The 16,243-nt window shown below is 51.4% G+C and carries 19 protein-coding genes and 3 tRNA genes; 7 read left to right on the top strand and 15 right to left on the bottom strand.

The features are described 5' to 3' along the window. Positions 1-2: 2 nt before the first annotated feature. From PQT43_RS07330 to mgtE, 3 genes are all read left to right on the top strand, one after another. A tRNA-Arg gene (locus PQT43_RS07330) sits at positions 3-79 on the top strand. A 72-nt stretch (positions 80-151) separates the two neighbouring features. Then, positions 152-228: transfer RNA gene (locus PQT43_RS07325), tRNA-Arg, on the top strand. Positions 229-634: 406 nt separating this feature from the next. Further along, on the top strand, positions 635-2,077 hold the full coding sequence (mgtE, locus tag PQT43_RS07320; protein ID WP_102860692.1) for a magnesium transporter: 1,443 nt from the start codon (positions 635-637) through the stop codon (positions 2,075-2,077). Positions 2,078-2,188: 111 nt separating this feature from the next. Here mgtE and PQT43_RS07315 read toward each other — a convergent pair whose 3' ends face one another. Continuing rightward, entirely contained in the window at positions 2,189-2,515 is a 327-nt protein-coding gene (locus PQT43_RS07315) for an Arc family DNA-binding protein (protein ID WP_016968184.1), read from the bottom strand. A 378-nt stretch (positions 2,516-2,893) separates the two neighbouring features. Between PQT43_RS07315 and phnN the strand changes: the two genes are divergently transcribed. Next, entirely contained in the window at positions 2,894-3,475 is a 582-nt protein-coding gene (gene phnN / locus PQT43_RS07310; protein ID WP_267268754.1) for a phosphonate metabolism protein/1,5-bisphosphokinase (PRPP-forming) PhnN, read from the top strand. Here phnN and PQT43_RS07305 read toward each other — a convergent pair. Both PQT43_RS07305 and PQT43_RS07300 read right to left on the bottom strand, forming a co-directional pair. Further along, complete coding sequence (locus PQT43_RS07305) at positions 3,450-3,629, bottom strand: PA3371 family protein (protein ID WP_102860694.1); 180 nt, start codon at positions 3,627-3,629, stop codon at positions 3,450-3,452. The genes phnN and PQT43_RS07305 overlap by 26 nt on opposite strands. Positions 3,630-3,652: 23 nt before the next feature. After that, a complete protein-coding gene (locus PQT43_RS07300) occupies positions 3,653-3,892 on the bottom strand; it encodes a hypothetical protein (RefSeq protein WP_110651456.1) in 240 nt (79 codons plus the stop codon). Positions 3,893-4,187: 295 nt separating this feature from the next. Here PQT43_RS07300 and PQT43_RS07295 point away from each other — a divergent pair. Next, a tRNA-Arg gene (locus tag PQT43_RS07295) sits at positions 4,188-4,264 on the top strand. A gap of 107 nt (positions 4,265-4,371) precedes the next feature. On the opposite strand, the gene PQT43_RS07290 is transcribed toward PQT43_RS07295, so the two are convergent. Then, a complete protein-coding gene (locus PQT43_RS07290) occupies positions 4,372-5,040 on the bottom strand; it encodes a hypothetical protein (protein WP_235759763.1) in 669 nt (222 codons plus the stop codon). Between the two features lie 60 nt (positions 5,041-5,100). Further along, a complete protein-coding gene (locus PQT43_RS07285; protein ID WP_272753652.1) occupies positions 5,101-5,724 on the bottom strand; it encodes a recombinase family protein in 624 nt (207 codons plus the stop codon). Positions 5,725-5,924: 200 nt separating this feature from the next. On the opposite strand from PQT43_RS07285, the gene PQT43_RS07280 reads away from it, so the two are divergent. Then, positions 5,925-7,130, top strand: a complete 1,206-nt coding sequence (locus PQT43_RS07280; protein ID WP_272753651.1) for a hypothetical protein — start codon at positions 5,925-5,927, stop codon at positions 7,128-7,130. Positions 7,131-7,460: 330 nt separating this feature from the next. Here the strand turns inward: PQT43_RS07280 and PQT43_RS07275 are convergent, their stop codons facing one another. The 10 genes from PQT43_RS07275 to PQT43_RS07230 all read right to left on the bottom strand — a co-directional run bounded on the left by PQT43_RS07275 (position 7,461) and on the right by PQT43_RS07230 (position 15,694). Further along, positions 7,461-8,036, bottom strand: a complete 576-nt coding sequence (locus PQT43_RS07275) for a tail assembly protein (protein WP_272753650.1) — start codon at positions 8,034-8,036, stop codon at positions 7,461-7,463. Beyond that, the gene (locus PQT43_RS07270; RefSeq protein WP_207239712.1) at positions 8,033-8,353 is read right to left on the bottom strand and encodes a hypothetical protein; all 321 of its coding nucleotides are present in this window, start codon (positions 8,351-8,353) and stop codon (positions 8,033-8,035) included. Before PQT43_RS07270 ends, PQT43_RS07275 begins: the two co-directional genes overlap by 4 nt. 80 nt (positions 8,354-8,433) lie before the next feature. Beyond that, positions 8,434-9,321, bottom strand: a complete 888-nt coding sequence (locus PQT43_RS07265; protein ID WP_272753649.1) for a hypothetical protein — start codon at positions 9,319-9,321, stop codon at positions 8,434-8,436. Further along, positions 9,318-9,536, bottom strand: a complete 219-nt coding sequence (locus tag PQT43_RS07260; RefSeq protein ID WP_108545385.1) for a hypothetical protein — start codon at positions 9,534-9,536, stop codon at positions 9,318-9,320. The genes PQT43_RS07265 and PQT43_RS07260 overlap by 4 nt, the downstream gene beginning before the upstream one ends. Beyond that, the gene (locus PQT43_RS07255; protein WP_207239714.1) at positions 9,523-9,954 is read right to left on the bottom strand and encodes a hypothetical protein; all 432 of its coding nucleotides are present in this window, start codon (positions 9,952-9,954) and stop codon (positions 9,523-9,525) included. The genes PQT43_RS07260 and PQT43_RS07255 overlap by 14 nt, the downstream gene beginning before the upstream one ends. Then, complete coding sequence (locus PQT43_RS07250) at positions 9,951-10,388, bottom strand: DUF5681 domain-containing protein (protein ID WP_219737507.1); 438 nt, start codon at positions 10,386-10,388, stop codon at positions 9,951-9,953. Before PQT43_RS07250 ends, PQT43_RS07255 begins: the two co-directional genes overlap by 4 nt. Continuing rightward, positions 10,372-10,557: a hypothetical protein gene (locus PQT43_RS07245; protein ID WP_108545388.1), complete on the bottom strand. Its 186-nt coding sequence runs from the start codon at positions 10,555-10,557 to the stop codon at positions 10,372-10,374. The genes PQT43_RS07250 and PQT43_RS07245 overlap by 17 nt, the downstream gene beginning before the upstream one ends. 595 nt (positions 10,558-11,152) lie before the next feature. Then, positions 11,153-12,073 (bottom strand): hypothetical protein, encoded by a 921-nt coding sequence (locus PQT43_RS07240; RefSeq protein WP_272753648.1) that lies wholly within the window; start codon positions 12,071-12,073, stop codon positions 11,153-11,155. A 703-nt stretch (positions 12,074-12,776) separates the two neighbouring features. Beyond that, positions 12,777-13,790: a hypothetical protein gene (locus PQT43_RS07235; protein ID WP_272753647.1), complete on the bottom strand. Its 1,014-nt coding sequence runs from the start codon at positions 13,788-13,790 to the stop codon at positions 12,777-12,779. Then, positions 13,790-15,694, bottom strand: coding sequence for a DUF3696 domain-containing protein (locus PQT43_RS07230; RefSeq protein WP_272753646.1), 1,905 nt, complete (start codon positions 15,692-15,694; stop codon positions 13,790-13,792). The genes PQT43_RS07235 and PQT43_RS07230 overlap by 1 nt, the downstream gene beginning before the upstream one ends. Positions 15,695-15,993: 299 nt before the next feature. Here PQT43_RS07230 and PQT43_RS07225 point away from each other — a divergent pair, with 299 nt between their 5' ends. Continuing rightward, entirely contained in the window at positions 15,994-16,221 is a 228-nt protein-coding gene (locus tag PQT43_RS07225; protein WP_272753645.1) for a hypothetical protein, read from the top strand. Positions 16,222-16,243 lie beyond the last annotated feature (22 nt).

Here is a 16,243-nt window from a genome sequence, read left to right as displayed (position 1 = left end):
ATGCACTCGTAGCTCAGCTGGATAGAGTACTCGGCTACGAACCGAGCGGTCACAGGTTCGAATCCTGTCGAGTGCACCATTTAAGAGTTAGTTGCAGTAATGTAGTTAACTTGGCTTCAACCAGTTGTGGTCTGGTCTAAAAACACAAAATGCACTCGTAGCTCAGCTGGATAGAGTACTCGGCTACGAACCGAGCGGTCACAGGTTCGAATCCTGTCGAGTGCACCATACATCAGAAAGCCCGCATCGAAAGATGCGGGCTTTTTGCTTTCTGCGTTTTATTTGTCGCTCTTTTTGCTCGTCCGGCTGGAACAGCTTTGATCTTCGGAAGTCGAATGCCCTGTCTGTCGCCGAACTTTTTTCTCTGCGTGTGTGTTTTCTTTTTCTGCCGGGGCGTCGCAATCTCATAGATTCGGACGCTACTCAGGTTTATGCCGCAAGCGCTTGTTCTTGCCGCGATTTTTTAACATTTAAAACTGCCAAGCGGTGTATCATTGTGCCCGTCAGCCCCGCCGGGGCTTGTGGAATACCTCCATGGACTTACCCAGTAGTTACTCAGTATCCCGTTTTCACAATCATGAACTGACTGATTGATCCTTCCGGCGTGCTCCTCTGCTGGGAGTGGAGTTCGCCTATGACCGAAGTAGAAGTAAAGAAAACGCAGGAAAGCCTGCAAGACCGCCTCGCTCAAGTCGTTGAGCTGCTGCAGCGCCAGCGGGTGGTTGAAGACCTGACACACCGTCAGGAAGGTCACCATCACGATCGGGTCGAGAACCTGGTCCATCGGCAAAACCTCGTCGAATTGCAGCGCAAGCTCGATGATCTGCACTCTGCCGACGTTGCCTATATCCTTGAAGCCTTGCCTCTGGAAGAGCGCCTGACCGTCTGGCAGTTGGTCAAGGCCGAGCGTGACGGCGACATTCTTCTCGAAGTATCCGACTCCGTGCGTGAAACCCTGATCGCCGACATGGACGATCACGAGCTCCTGGCTGCTGCCAAGGAGATGGACGCCGACGAACTTGCTGACTTGGCTCCCGAGCTGCCGCGAGACGTAGTCCATGAGTTGATGGAGGCCCTTGACGGCCAGCAGCGTGAACGCGTTCGCTCCGCGTTGTCCTATGACGAGGAGCAGGTCGGTGCGCTGATGGACTTCGAGATGGTGACGATTCGAGAGGACGTCAGTCTTGAAGTGGTTCTGCGCTACCTGCGTCGTCTCAAGGAGCTGCCGGGCCATACCGACAAGCTGTTTGTGGTGGATTACGACGGCGTGCTCAAGGGGGTGCTGCCGATCAAGCGCCTGCTGGTCAATGATCCAGACAAGCAGGTCGCGGAAGTCATGGCCAGCGACCCGGTGAGCTTTCATCCGGATGAAGATGCCTACGATGCGGCTCAGGCATTTGAGCGTTATGACTTGATCTCGGCTCCGGTGGTCGACAAGAACGACAAGCTGATTGGCCGTTTGACCATTGACGAAATGGTCGACCTGATTCGTGAGGAAAGCGAGACCGAAGTCCTCAATATGGCCGGTCTGCGGGAAGAGGAGGATATCTTCGCCTCGGTCTGGAAGTCCCTTCGTAACCGTTGGGCCTGGCTGGCAATCAATCTGATCACGGCGTTCGTCGCATCCCGAGTGATTGGCCTGTTCGAAGGCTCTATCGAAAAGCTGGTAGCCCTGGCGGCCTTGATGCCGATTGTTGCCGGTATCGGCGGCAATTCGGGTAATCAGACCATCACCATGATTGTCCGGGCCATGGCCCTGGACCAGGTGAGTACCGGCAATACTTCACGCCTGATGCGCAAGGAGCTGGCTGTAGCCCTGATCAATGGTCTGGTCTGGGGAGGAGTGATCGGAGTTGTCGCTTACATGCTTTACGGAAGTTGGTCGTTGGGAGTGGTGATGACCGCCGCGATGACCTTGAACCTGCTGTTGGCAGCCCTGATGGGGGTCCTGATCCCCATGACACTGGCGCGCTTGGGGCGTGACCCGGCAATGGGCGCCAGCGTAATGATTACTGCCATGACCGACAGCGGCGGCTTCTTCATCTTCCTTGGTTTGGCGACGATCTTCCTGCTCTGAGCCAGCCTTGCACATCGGTTTATTCGCGAAGCGCCTTTATGGCGCTTCGTTGCTTTTATCGCAGGCAAAAAAAAGCCAGCAACTAGGCTGGCTTGAGCTTTCAGGGTGAAATCAGTTGGCGTCTGCGGCCATTTCGGCGTCATGGGCGATCAGCGAAACCAAAGCGTTCTGCTGGCGATGTGAAAGTTGGCGGAAGCGTTGAAGCAGTTCGCGTTCATGCAAGGACAGCTCAGGGCTGTCCAGACGCATGCTCAACTCTTCACCCAAGGCACCTTCCTGAATAAGACTCTGCTCCAGGCGCGCGATGATTTCGGAGTTCATGCTGCGGTGATGATTGCGAGCCACCTCGGCAATGCGTTCACGCATCCCGTCGGGTAGACGTACGACGAACTTGTCAGCCGTACGGCTGGAATAAATTGCCTGTTTCAATGGGCGCATATATTTAACCGGTTAGTTCAGGGGAGCGGTTCTCGGAATTGGCCGCGAGCTGTCTTTTAGGACAAGCCTGATTGCCAAATGTTCAACCTGAATTGTTAAGAGGCCCGCATCATGCCTCAAAATTGCCAGATCCTTGGCGTCAATTCTGTGACAAATATTGAACTGGATAAAGGCGTTATGCCAGCACCAATTATCAGAAATGCGGACTGGTTTGAAAAGATCACCGGGCCCGCGTTGTTGGCCGCATTCTCCCATCCGACGGGAGTGTCAGTGCACTTGTGAAGGTGCATGCTATGCGGATGAAAGCGTAATCCCTACCTGTTAGAGGATAGTGGCAAATGGCCGATTTACTAGTTGTGCTGTCCGGAGCGGCAGCCCATGCCGGGTAGACTGATTTATTTGATGGGGCCTTCAGGGGCCGGCAAGGATAGCCTGATTGATGCGGCCAGGCAGCCTTTAAGTGCATTGGGATGTGAGGTTGTAAGAAGGGTGATCACGCGCTCGGCCGAGTCGGTGGGTGAGGAGGCGCAAGAGGTCACTGTCGAGGAGTTCGAGCGGCGGGTGGCCCGGGGCGATTTTGCCTTGTTTTGGCGAGCTAATGGTCTGGGTTATGGCATTCCCGTGCAAATCGATACTTGGTTGGCGCAGGGGCGGAATGTATTGATCAACGGCTCTAGAGGCCATTTGCCACAGGCACGGGAACGTTATCCTGATTTAGTTCCGATAGTTCTGATGGTCGATACCGAGGTATTGCGCCGTCGCCTGCTGCGTAGAGGCAGGGAAAACCTGCCGGAGATAGAGCGTCGCCTACAGCGCAACGAACAGTTTGCCTCCTCTGCCTGGCTGGATGACGAGCAGGTTGTGCGCCTAGACAATTCCTGTGAGTTGACGACAACCCTGGAACATCTGCTGGCCATACTGAGCGAGCACGGGATCAGCGCAGTATCGGGTCGAACTTGATCTTGCGCCCGGCCAGCAGCGCCAAAAGGAATAGGCTGAACATTGAGCCGCAGATGATCAGAGCAGCTTTGCCCAAGGGGGCTTCAGGCAGCAGCAAGGCGGCGATAGCGCTGATTAACGTCAGAATAAGCAGGCTTTTGGCTGCGGTGGACATCGGAGACTCCTGAAGTCTTGGTCTTAAAAAATCCAGCGTTCGGTTGGCGTGGCGGCGAGTTGCTGCGGGCTCTTTTCCTGGGTGACCCGAGCCACTCTGCGAGGCTCGACCTGGGTGTTCATGACTGCCAGCTGCGGTACCGGGTGCTGGTTGTAACGAGCGGTAGACAGTCCGGTAGGGTCAGCGTTGTCTACAGGTTGAAAGTGAAAGGCCACTAGTACGGCAATGGCGATCGCATTCAAGAGAAACAGGGCACTGTTCATGGGCGTCATCTCCGCAGTGTTTTACCCACTGATAAAGCAGCCTGCGTGCCAAGAGTTTAACTGCAGATAAACTCTTTAAAAACAATAACTTGAGATGGATTCTGGGGATTGTTGAATTGCATTTTGCAATGATGGCTTTTTGCAGTGATGCAATGTGCACGACGAGGCCATGAGCGAGCGGAGCGCTCCTGACGGCTCGTGCAAAAAGCCCTATGGATAACATGACAAATGCGGCCTTGGCCGTTAACATGCACGCCGTCCCACGCGCCATGAAATATCAGGCGCTTGCCGTTTTGTCTCAGTAGCTCAATTGGATAGAGCATCCCCCTCCTAAGGGGAAGGTTGGCAGTTCGAACCTGCCCTGGGACACCATATAATTCAATGCCTCCAGCGATTTAGCTCCTTACTACAATATTCCCATGGGTGCAGGGTGGGTGCATTGGGGCGTGGATTCGGCCACTTTAGCTGCCCCGAGCTATCTAGTTTTCCAAATTCATTGACCGCATCAGCAGGCCCCTTTCTCGCGTGTAAGCAGCCGCTATTTCCGGGCTCACCAGTTCATCCTTCTTGGGCACAGCACGCTTCGGCAGTTGCTCATCTGCATACTGTTTTAGCTGAGGGAAGACCCAGGCCTTGTCCGCTGGATCGGTCACATTGTCCTTAAATATGAAAATGTCTTTCTTCAGCTCTTCCATCCGGGCTATCAATCGACTGGGATCAGCCTTCCCAGACTCTCGCTTGATATAGTCGATTTCGTCGGCAATTTTTTTCAACGTCCCGCATACGCCGGTTCTGGCTTCCGTACGCAGCACGCAATCGTGGCGAGATTTTGTGAGGAACAAACTCTCGGATATCGCATATTCGGATACCCGCTTCGAGTCTACGGCAAGCATTTCCACACCCTGTCTAAATGAAGGGTACTGGGATATGCCGGCAAAAAGGGTTCCTAAAATGGTCAGATAGATTTTGAGCGACCCCTCCTTGAGCTCAACGTCTGTACCGACTTCTTTGTAGAGAAAAAACTCCGCTCTCACGCCCAGAAATGATTCCAGCTGCGTTTTCAGTGCTGCCTCGTCAAGGTTTTCTGGAACCGGATCAATATGGAGATATGCTTGGCAAATTATGCTTTTGTCGATGTAGTCGGCCAATTGGAATTCCCTTTTCGTTTCGGCGGAGAGTGCCGAAAGATACGTTAAGCGGCTTGGCCACTACTTTGCAATTGCGGTCATATCTCTAATGCGGAGCACGGTGGTGGTCGAACAGTTGGCGTGCCGGGCTGTTGCCCGAATGCCGAGGCCGGCTCCGAGTAGTTCGGTGACACGCTTATGTAGATCGGCGTTGACGGGGCGTCCCTGATACTTGCCGGCGGCCTTGGCCTTCTCGATTCCTTGGGCCTGGCGTTCACGTCGCTGCTCGTAATCTTTACGGGCAATGGCGGCCATCATTTCCACCAGCATAGAGTTGATAGCGCCCAGCATTCGCCCTGTGAACTCGTCACCCTTGGTGTCCTGCATCCCCTGGTGACTGGTCGGCAGATCGAGCGCGACGATGCGCAGCCCTTTGGAGTCGATAGCAGTCTTGAGCTTCTGCCAATCCTCCACAGGAAGGCGTGAGAGGCGGTCTATTGATTCCACCAGCAACACATCACCCTTGCGGGCATCCTTGAGCAGGCGCAGCAGCTCAGGCCGATCTGCGGTCGCTCCGCTGGCGTTCTCCAGGTACTCGCAGGCAATGACTTTGTTCTGGTCGCTGGCAAACTTCTCGAGAGCTGTGCGAGCGCGTCCAGCATCTTGCTCGTCGGTTGAGGCTCGAAGGTAAGCGCGGATGAACATAATGCAACCTGTATCAGTTAGGGTGTTGTCCTAATAATGTTGCATTTTGGGTGTCACATATCAAGTAAAAAGGCTGGGAAAGGTGGAATCAGCCTGTATCAGCCTAGGCATACCCATTTGGGATATAGACAGTGTGATGGCGAAACAGTAGCTTCAAGGGAGAAAGCACTTCCATTTGTAACAACAAGGATTGTGACACCATGACGGCCTCCGCCTTTCAAGAGAATCCACTTCGAGCGACCTTGCAGCAAATGCTGGATATGCAAAAAAGAAAGGAGTTTTCGGCCGAGGCCGTCTCAGGGAATGAATCGTTCACCTTTGCTCGGGACAAGATATTCGCAGTCCTTCAAACCCTGGAGGGTCTCTTGGAAACGACGCCAGCAGAGCTTGCCAGCGTTGCAGGCTTAGCCTCAATCAACGCGAACCTCAAGGCGCCTTTTTCAGAGATGACGCATTTCGTCGGTAACGGTAATGCTCAGCACCTGATAAACGCAGCATCACAAATTGAGCAGAACGTGATGCCTTACTTCTGGGCGTTGACGCCACCTTTAGTCCCTGTCGGAAGAACAGTATTTCCAACCCTTTTAAAATCCATAACTGACTTCTCACAGGCGACTATTCAACAGCTATCCGAACAACGAGATCTGCTTGCGAAAAAGTTTGAAGAGGCAATTGAGCAAAGTAACGTTCTTGTACAAAAGCTTGATGATGCAAATGAGACTGCGGCGCGCGAGCGGGCCGAGAGTGCTGCTGCAGTAGCGAGGCTCGAACAATCATTCGCTCAGACGGAAGGTGCTCGTCAACTCGCTTTCGAAACAGCGCTTGCAGAACAGCAGAAATCGCACAAAAAGGAAATGGAGCTTGAGGCAGATGTTGCCTTAAAAACTCTCGCGGAGATTGGCGTGTTGCGAGATGACGCAGCTAGGATTGTGCAAGTGGTCGGCAATATCGGCGTGACGGGCAATTATCAGCGGATTGCAACCGCTGAAGCGAAGAGCGCAAATTTCTGGCGATGGGCGACCGTGTTGATTTTTGGGGCAGGTATCGGTATTGCGATTGCTACGTTTATAAAGTTTTGGCATGAGCCTTTTTCGCAGGACACAGCAATTTCGGTGCTAATCCGTTTGTTCTACGCAATTGCTATAACCTCACCAGCGATATATACCGCTCGAGAATCAGCCCGGCATCGTTCCAATGCCGATAGAGCCAGGCAGACAGAGCTAGAGCTTGCGTCGATCGGTCCATTTATTGAACTCCTGCCAGAGGAGAGCAAGGTGGCGATCCGCACTGGGCTCACATCAAGTTATTTTGGCCGGACAACTGAAGCGCATACAGTCAGTAGTCCTTTTGATCCTGAACATTTGAAAGCGCTGATAGACGCGTTGAAAGCTGTAAAGCCGGCTTGAGAAGTGGGATTGATACACTAAGTAGTTAGCAACCTTCCGGCGTGTCAGATGGCGCCGGGGCGGATGTTTGTACCGCTCCGGGGCTGGATATCCGATATTTCTGCATCTCGCCAGCGAATACTATGATTGCCGTCTCTCTGGCCAGTACAGATCGCAGCCATTCTCGTCACCGCCGATGCAATAGAACCGATCGGCCATACCCGCGTCCCGAAGCTTGGCTCTACTGCGAGCTTGAGCAGCTTGTGCTAAGAGTGATGTTCGCGGTGGCTAGTAAATCCGGTGCAAGTGGTTCATCTTCAGATTTGAACTGCGGCTTTGCATCGCCGGTTACTACATCTGATCCTCTGAGTAGATCCCGGCGCTGATCACCGAGCTGCCGACAATCATCCGGCCGTATAGAAGCGGGACAGGGTTGCCCTGGACGCTGGTGTTCACGGCGCCGTTGAAGCTGTAGCTGGGCCGGTTGTTGGGTGCGTCCTGGGTGCCCAGCCCCTTGGCTTGAGGGCTGAGCATCTGAATAACGCCGCCGGCTAGCATGGCAAGACCTACGGGCAGCAGAGGCTGGTAAACAAGCCCTACGACGACGAGCACTGCGCCGACAATAGTTTGCAGCAAGCCAGCTCGTTTAGAGCCCGCAATGACCGGTGATATGCGAATCACTCCTTTGCCAGTGGGCTTCAGCAAGTCGTCTTGGCTTATGTTTTCCTTGCCGTTGAAGACCGCGAATGTCAGCCCTTTGCTGGCACTCTCGATCATGAATTGCTCAAAGCCCGCAAACTGTTTGAAGTAACCCATGATGTCCCGCCAACCGGCGCTGGTGGCCACTTGATGCTCACGCCGTCCTGTGATTTTTGCGAGCTGGCCATAAACCAAAACGGTCTGCATCTTTTCAGCATGAGCGCTCATTTAGCTTTAGCCTTTTGATTGTCTACTAGTTGTTGTGCCAGCCGAGCACGGCTGGCCTGGCAATCCAAGATCAATTTCGGGGTTATGGTGGGGTGGTCCTGGTAGCCGCAGGATTCAACCTTCGCGCTTCGGCACGAGCTTTTCAGATAACCCGCGACGATTGCTGCCTCAGCTTCAGTGAAGAATGGGCCGTCCACTTCGTGAGCTTGGCCAAGACTGACAATGCGTACCGAGTAGGCAATATGCCGATCTGGCTTGCCCACTCGCTCGAGATTTGTCGTTTTGCAGGCTTCTGCAAATTGGTCTGACACTGTCATCAGGTGGCCCTCGGTGCTGCGAGGCTCATAAGTGAGCCTCTAGATGTTCTGAATTTAAAAAGGTCGAGCGCTAGTTGTTTCTAGGCTGCCTTGTCGTTGTTGGCGGAATCTTCGTCGTCTGCATCTGCCGGCTCATCATCCCCAGGTTTGGCTGATTCTTTTTTCGTGGAGTGAGCACGAGAGGGAAGGTTGCCGAGCCAATCGCGCAGCAGCTCAGAGCCGTCGCAGCCCTGGCGCCACTTCTCAAATCGCAGCTTGTAACCATTGGTGTTATCCACCATTCCGCACAGTCCTATGCATGCCTGGGCCGTGGTGGTCATCACGTCGTCATACAGCTTCAACATTTGCCGCAGGGCTTCCAGATCTTCGGCACGAGAAGCGGCGATGCCCGCTCGCTCTAGGCTGCTGGCCGACTCTGAGCTGAGCCCGGAGAGCATTGGGTGTGCACGGAGAATCGCCTCGACAATTTCTGGGTGAGCTCCCTGGCGAGACGCCGCCACCAAAGAGCGTCGATCCTCCGGAGGCAAACCACGCACCATCGTGCGTAGCTCCTGGTCAGCCAGGAAGCCAACGACATCCGTATTGCTGCGCGGGGAAACAGGTGCGAATCCGCGCTTCACAGTCTCTGAAAGGGTGAGCATATTCTGAGTAACTGACTTGATTGCCGGCACCAGCGCCTCAGTAACCTGATCAATTTTTTCCTTGCTCAGGCGCTCGATGGCAGAGGGGTTGTAGTCCGTATTCGCACGAATCTTCACGATGTCATTTCCAACATCCTTGAAGCATTCCAAAGCCAGGGTTTGCAGCTCGCGGAGCGGACGGAAAAGGGAGCCAGCCTGCCAGGTAGCCTTGGCCCCGCTTTGGTTGAGAATCGAGAAGGTGCGCGACTCCACGGAGATATGGTCGTACTCGGTGTAGTGGACGCTTGCCGAACCGACCTTGAGATTGTTGCGCTTTCCAATTTTCATGATGATTCCTTCAGGTGGCGGCCGGGCTCGACCGCGGTTGAGGACTGGTATTCGTCCAGAATGTCTTGCAGTGTTTGATTTCTGTGGGGTAACTCGGAGCCGGCAGCATTCGCGCTCAATTCGTCGATCAGATCGCTGATTTGCTTCACGTCCTCGTTGAACGGGTTTTTCGCGGTCTGCCGGCGCAGTTTTTCGACCTGGCTACGGATGTTCATTGCGTGCTTCAACGATCAGGCGGTATTGCTCGGCGGCGTGTTGTTCAACCGTTACGCCTTCAGGTGGCCAAGTGACGATCCAGGCTCCCTCAACGGGAGATACCCGCATTTCCAGAATGCCGACCTGAGGGTTCCGGCCGGCGCGTTCAACCTGGCGTGTGTGGACGATGATGGCCTTGGCCATTTGCTCGCACTGGTCGCTATCCATCTCTGCGAAGGGGAAGAACAGGGAGACATTCCGCCCTTGAATCCGGTAGTCCACGTGATGCCCTGCGGTTTTCGGAAAGTCCGCTTCTGTCTTCAGCTCGCTAACGTTTGCTCGAATGACCGCCAGCACGATCAGCACCACCGTCTCATCTGCTGCGCCGATCTTCTGAGCGATGCGCTGCAGTTCCGCTTTTAATGACTTGATGCTCATTGCTGCATTCCCTCCATTTTTTCGCGGAGTTCTTCGACTGCCTTTTGCAGCTCGGCAACTTCGATCACTCGTGCGACGGCACCTAACCCCTCGATCAGGGCTTTGCCCTGGTCTGGTGGAAGCTCGCCCGCTGCAACAGCGCGAAGGATCGATTTGGCTGCGCTAGGCAGGTCGGAATCGTCCAACTCAAAGCGCACCGTCTCGGCAGTTGGTTTGATCGGTGGGACCAGGCGCTCGAGGATCAGGCGACAAGCCTGCATATCTCCCTTCTTGGCTGCTGCCAGCACCTTCTTGGTTACCGCATCGGCCCCTTCAGAAAGCTTTGCCCGGATGGCCTGAGTCTGCCCAGAGCGCCCACCAGGGTTGCCGGAGTGGCCCTTCTTGAACTGGCCCTTGTCTGCCCGCTCCACTGGCGGCTTATCCGGCGCGTGCAAGTCCTGCCCCCATCGTGATTGCGGGTTTGTTTTCTGCCAGGGCAATCAGTAATGCGTTCGCCTCGACATTGCCTTGTTGTGCGGCTGCGCGAAGGCGTGCCCAGGCTGCGGAGATCTCTGCCTTGGTTGGCTTCGATTGCGGGCCGCGTGGCTTGGCTGTGGTGGTCATGGTTGGTCCTCGGTAGAGCCCATTTGAGGACACATTAGGTCTGATATGAACGTTTATCCAGTGCTTTTAGGGTGCACCTAAGGTGGTACACGAAACCGGATTAAACGGGACTGAAATAGTTAGTTTTGGCGGATCGGAAGAGGGATTTTTTGTAGCAGTAAGTCGGGGGAAGGCAAAGTGATACACGGCTGAGATTTCAGCCCAGCCAATTCATCCTGGGGTGCGAGTTGGAGAATTATCCGAGGTGGCTTTTGACTTCCTCAATTTGAGGAACTCTCACCAATGGTGGAAGTTAAGCGATCCAACCCCCATTGGGGGCGGAACCTGGCCTCCCATTCCGGTAGGGCAGGTGTCGCGACACGTTTTGCGCTATCTGAAAACGTGTCGCGTACTTGATACATCGAGATTGGACGCGTCTTCCCCCAGTGGGGGAATACCTCGGATTTGAGGGGGCTCGAACTACCGAGAAGTCCTCGGCGCGTCATCGCAAAGCGAAGTGAGGGAAAATCACTTCGGTCTGGAGGTTCAAAGGTGACCCAGGATCACAATTAAATAGACCTGCTCCGGCCTGCTGTCAGGAGTATCTACGTTTCGCTCACTCTGGCATCAAAAGTTCATTGTATTTAGCTGGAACCAAGGCGACTTCGCCCCAAGCGAGATTCGTTGCTGCTAAGCCAATTCCACTCTGCGTGATTTTCCCAAAGAACATGACAATGCGCCCCTGCGAATTGTCAGTAATGCCTTTGTCACGGCAGAAGCCATTTGGAAGCTTCAGGTAGAAATCTTTCACCGATCCATTGCAAACCAGTTTGGTCATGCGGGTTGATAGGTCATGGCTGCCCGCATTGCGGCTGGCGATGATCTTTCCGAAGTAGAGGCGCGAAGTTTGTGGGGTATCGAGAATATCGTAATCAACATCCGCCACATTCTTGAGAAGCTCAGCTAATTTCACTGCGTGCGAAGCTTCAGGTAGAAAAAAGTATTTGTCCTTGTTTTTTTCGAAGTTGCGACACATACCTGCGACAGTCGTAATTTTGCTAGGAAGCGGAAAAGACTCGCCTTGGTGCCTCCCGATAGGGACATCCGATACTGGACCGTCCAGATCCTCTACGGGGGTCTCGTCGTATTCATCGCTCGGCCCGAGGTCGATTTCAGGTCGCTCCTTAAGGAACTCTTTTACGATAGCCAGGTGTTCGTGCTCGATCGCTCTTTTCGCCTCTTCCCATGTGTCGTAGCGCTTACCGATAGGCTTCTTGGCCCTCAGCACGCATCCGACATGACTCCATCGCTGAAGATGCCGGTAGAAAGGGTCACGCTGATTCGTGAACAGGTCTTTCTCTTTGGGGGTGCGCTCGACATTGGTGAAGCATCCGGGGCAGTACAAGGCGCCTCTCATTTCCTCCTCATACTCATCCGGTGCCACTCGTCTGCTTGCCTTCAAGACCTCTCGATTTCCGCCCTCAAACTTCCACCCTGGTAGGTGGTGTGCATAAGCAATTTTCCGTTTGTTCGCCATCGATCATTCATCCATGTGGGAGTGATCGCAAATAGCCACACCGAGCAAGCCAAATCAAGTCAGAAGACGGCAGATGCTACTTTAGTTTAACGGGGCTACCTCGGCTTTGCCGGCTGATTGCTGCGAGCCGCAGCCGGCAGGCTGAGACCTATTTTGTCCAATCAGGAAGGAGACGAAAGTGCTCACACACTGGATTTTCGTGATGTTCATCGGCGGCCGGCCGATCATGACTGAGCAAAAGGCTTCCGAGGCTGACTGCAATCGGACACTGGTGCGCCTTGTCTCGGCGGCGCGAGCCCAGGGTAAGGACGCGATCGGTGCCTGCTACCTTCGTGCAACGTCAGGCTAAGGCGGCTCGGAGTGAGACCTATACGTCACAATACGAGAGATTTCACCGTGAAATCTAGATTTTGCAGGGAATTTGCCTAGTTTCGGAGATGTCCTCAGATTTAGGGACATCTCCCGGAGCCCGACCACCTCAGCGATTGCCGCCAGCGGCGATCCGCGCCAGGCGATCCGGCAGACACGGCTGAAACTCCCACCATTGGTGGAAGTCGAGGTATTGCACCATCGGTGGGAAACATTGAGGTTTCCTCCGATGGTGTAAACCTCTCAGCCTTTTGCGATCATCTTGCGAAAGTACCGAGATGCCGGCAGATGTCCGTAGTGCCGCGCCCTTATTTAGGTCAGGCAGTTAGTGAAACTAACATATCAACAGATCGTTTTTCTTCCCTACATTAGCAAGCTCAATTTCACCGCTCTTTTCGGTCCAATACATTAGGCGAAGCGCCGGGTTACCTTTTGTTATATGGGTCCTCCACGCCAGTTTCCCGTCTTTAGTACGTTGCTCAGTACGATTTGTTCCTGTGTAGAAAGGATCACAATCGTACTTTGGTACCCCCGCTAGCATGTGGCAAATCACGTCGAAACATACGTGTGAGAAGTTGTGATCGGAAATGCACTGATTTTCTGATAATGATTTTAAAAAGTGATTGCCTAGGGAAAAATTTTCCCATTTTAAACTGCTTAGTTCCATTCCCCTATTGCAAAGAATTACCATGGTTCCAACAAAAAAAGCGCTTTTGTATTCGTATTCAGTATTTGCTTTTTGATATAGTGAAAATCCATCGAGATTTGATGCGAATGTTTTATATGCGGTATAAATGCTAAAGGTTTCATGAAGGTCTAAAGGGAAGTTATCGGCTGTTTCTGGAAGGAAAGATTCGATTGCACCTTTGATAGCAATTTGGTGTTGTGTGGAATCTACCGGGTGATGCAGAATTGAATAATTTTTTTCAAAGAATCTTTTTGCTAAGGAGATTTCTTCCAGTAATGAGCATATTACACCTGTTCGCTCTTCTGTACTTCCCATTAGCAATGGAGTTACAGACCTATCTTTCCACTCGGCTACGCATTCTGGTAAACGATTTTGCTCCATAGGCTCCATAGACAGTATATTGTTAACTGTTCTGGCGATATCTCTACCGGAGAACTCAAACTCTTCAAATCCTTGCAGGTTGTAGTTGAATATTGACGCGCATGGGAAGCAGCCCATGTTGTCGAGCTTGGTTAAGGAGTTGTCCTCGATTATTACCTGTGGGCTTCCGCTTTCAAGATCGCGCTTTATAAAGATTAAACTCTCTATGCACGAGGCTAAGTCGCTATGAGAGCAGTTGGCAGGGGAGATTAAATAGTCGCAGCTAACAAGAAGTTGCATTATTTGAGAACCCCCTGCGATTTTGTCAGTTCTCTCTTTTTCTTGGCGGCCTCTAAAAGGATATTTTCTACTTCAGTATCCGTCTGGTCAAAAAAGTCTTTTGGCCAATCAATTATTGATCCAAACTTGGTAATGTCCACTGGCCGGAAAGAAGATTTTCCATTTGTCTTTTCAATGAAGAGGATTGATGAGCGATCACTAATATTGCTTGTCCGGCTTTGGGCTATTCTCAGCCTCAGTCGATTTATCATGTATTCACTGTGAGTTTCAATAATGCACTGTGTTGCGCCTTGTGAAATCGCAATGAAGAAATCGCAGAGTCTGGATTGTACTTTTGGATGGAGATGTAGTTCGGGCTGTTCAAAAATCAAAATGTCATCGTCGGAGGCAAGCAGAGCCATCACCACGATAGGCAATATCTGGCTCACACCAACGCCCACATGGGTCAAGTCTTGCCAGTTGTCCTTAGCTTCGGTTTTCACCAGAAGCTCGTACCCCAGCTTACCCTTATCCGTTGTTTTAACAGATGTAACGACTCCTAGATATGTGAGCCAGTCAGTGCAAGCCTCTTCGAGCGTTTTGTATTTTTTTTCAATGTTAATGCTATTGTTTTCGTTACTTGTTATGGAAGGGTAACCAATTTTCACGCCTTTGTTGATGTGTAAGACTGCCGCGGTATACTCGCCTTTCAATCCAACGTTTGTCGGCTCTGATAAGTCAAAAGCCTGGTACATAGCCTGTGGCTCATTTCTCAATGGGCCGAGATACTTGACGCTTCGGCCAAAGACAAAGTTTAGGTAATGATCTAACTCTTGGAAGGAGGTTAAATGAAAGTTTGTACGGCGTCTTACTCTTTTGGTATTTGCATACCAAACTCCCTGTAGTGTTTCGCGATTTCGAATTAAGAAGTCATTGAAAGCTTTAGCAGCTTTTTCGTCCAGGCTGTTGACAATTGTTCGCCAAGTGCCGATATCAATTCCGTCTTCTACGTTTCGCAATGATTCGGGAATAACATCCGATGTAAGTACCAGCGATTGGCGAGCCAAGTGTACGCGTATTTGTTCAAGGTCGAGATCTTTCGCCTTATCTTCTTCAACCATATTTAGAATTACGTCGGGAATAACAAAGTTTTTCATTCGGTCTTTGTATTCTGCGTTTATTAGAGCTCTTGCTTTGTCTAAAAAAGCTTTCGGTATTATTATATTGTCTAACTCAGAGGCTTCTGTGTGTCTAACCTGTCTTAAATAGTTTGGTGTACCAATCAAAAAGGGGATAAGCTGTAAGCTAATTTTTTTTGTATGGTCATAATTTATTTTTAGCGAGCTTGGAATGATTTCAAGTTTTCCGCAGCCTTCGATTCTAAAGTCAGGGTAGTCCTTGTTTAATGTTTCAACTTCTTTTGATGATAAGTTTGAAACGTAAAATAGTTCTTCGTTGTTGAATTTTGCAGAGTCACTATGCTCGAATGTTATAGTTTCTGCATGTCCTTCTTGATTGCAGACTGTCGCTGTTCCTTTAATTATATTTGGGTGGAATTGACTTTCATAACCTTTGTGATGGTCATCTCGTGGGCCAAATGTATAATCAAGTGATACTGATCTAACGCCGGATATCCATAGTTGATCTTTGGTGAACTCCATGTCCATTTTTATATTTATTTCTTTAGAGTCTGATGTGTGATCAATTATGTCAGAGAAGGATCCTAGTCTCACCAGGTGGCCATTCAGTGATATAGAGCTTTTGAAGTATCGTGACGAAAAGGTTTGGCTTAGCATAAGCATCGCTTGAATTAGCGAGCTTTTGCCTGAACTGTTTGAGCCACATAAAATTGAAAAATTTTCAAAGTTTATTGGTGTGTTATTAGTTATTGATTTGAAATGTTTTAAACTTAGCGACCGTAGCATCTTTCCCTGACTCCGTAGAGTTGCTATTTCTATACTGTATTAATTTATTAAGTGTTTATTTTTTAATCTGATTTGTTACAAAAAATACAGTATCTCTATACCTAATCTGTTGTGATGTCAATTGGATATTATGACTGGAATGTTTTTTGCTCGTGTTACCGGCTTAATTACCTTCAATAGACGAAGGGGCAAATGAGTTCTGTCGGCTGAGCCAAGTCCAAAGAGTAAAGCTTTTTTTCTTGCGTTAGTACTGACGTTGTGTGAGTATGCTGTCCGCGTTAGTACAAACGAGGTGCCTGATGACCGAAGAGAGAAAGCCGACAGCGAAGACAAGCAACGAGCGCCAGAGGGATCTCAAGGCGCGCAGGATCGCCGAGGGGTATAAGCATACTACGGTGTGGATTCACGAAGAGACGGCAAAGGAGGGGATCAGGGCTGCACGGGCAGGGCAGCCACTTGAGCCGATGGAATCGAAGGACCCCTTGAGCTGGGCGGTAGGTTGGATAAGCGAGAAGGGTAAGCAGTAATCGGCGGAATATTTCGCCGATC

Source organism: Pseudomonas sp. BLCC-B112 (assembly GCF_028550695.1).
Taxonomy (GTDB): Bacteria; Pseudomonadota; Gammaproteobacteria; order Pseudomonadales; family Pseudomonadaceae; genus Aquipseudomonas; species Aquipseudomonas danubii.
The sequence above is the reverse complement of the archived record's forward strand: the minus strand, read 5'-3'. Positions and strand labels throughout refer to the sequence as shown.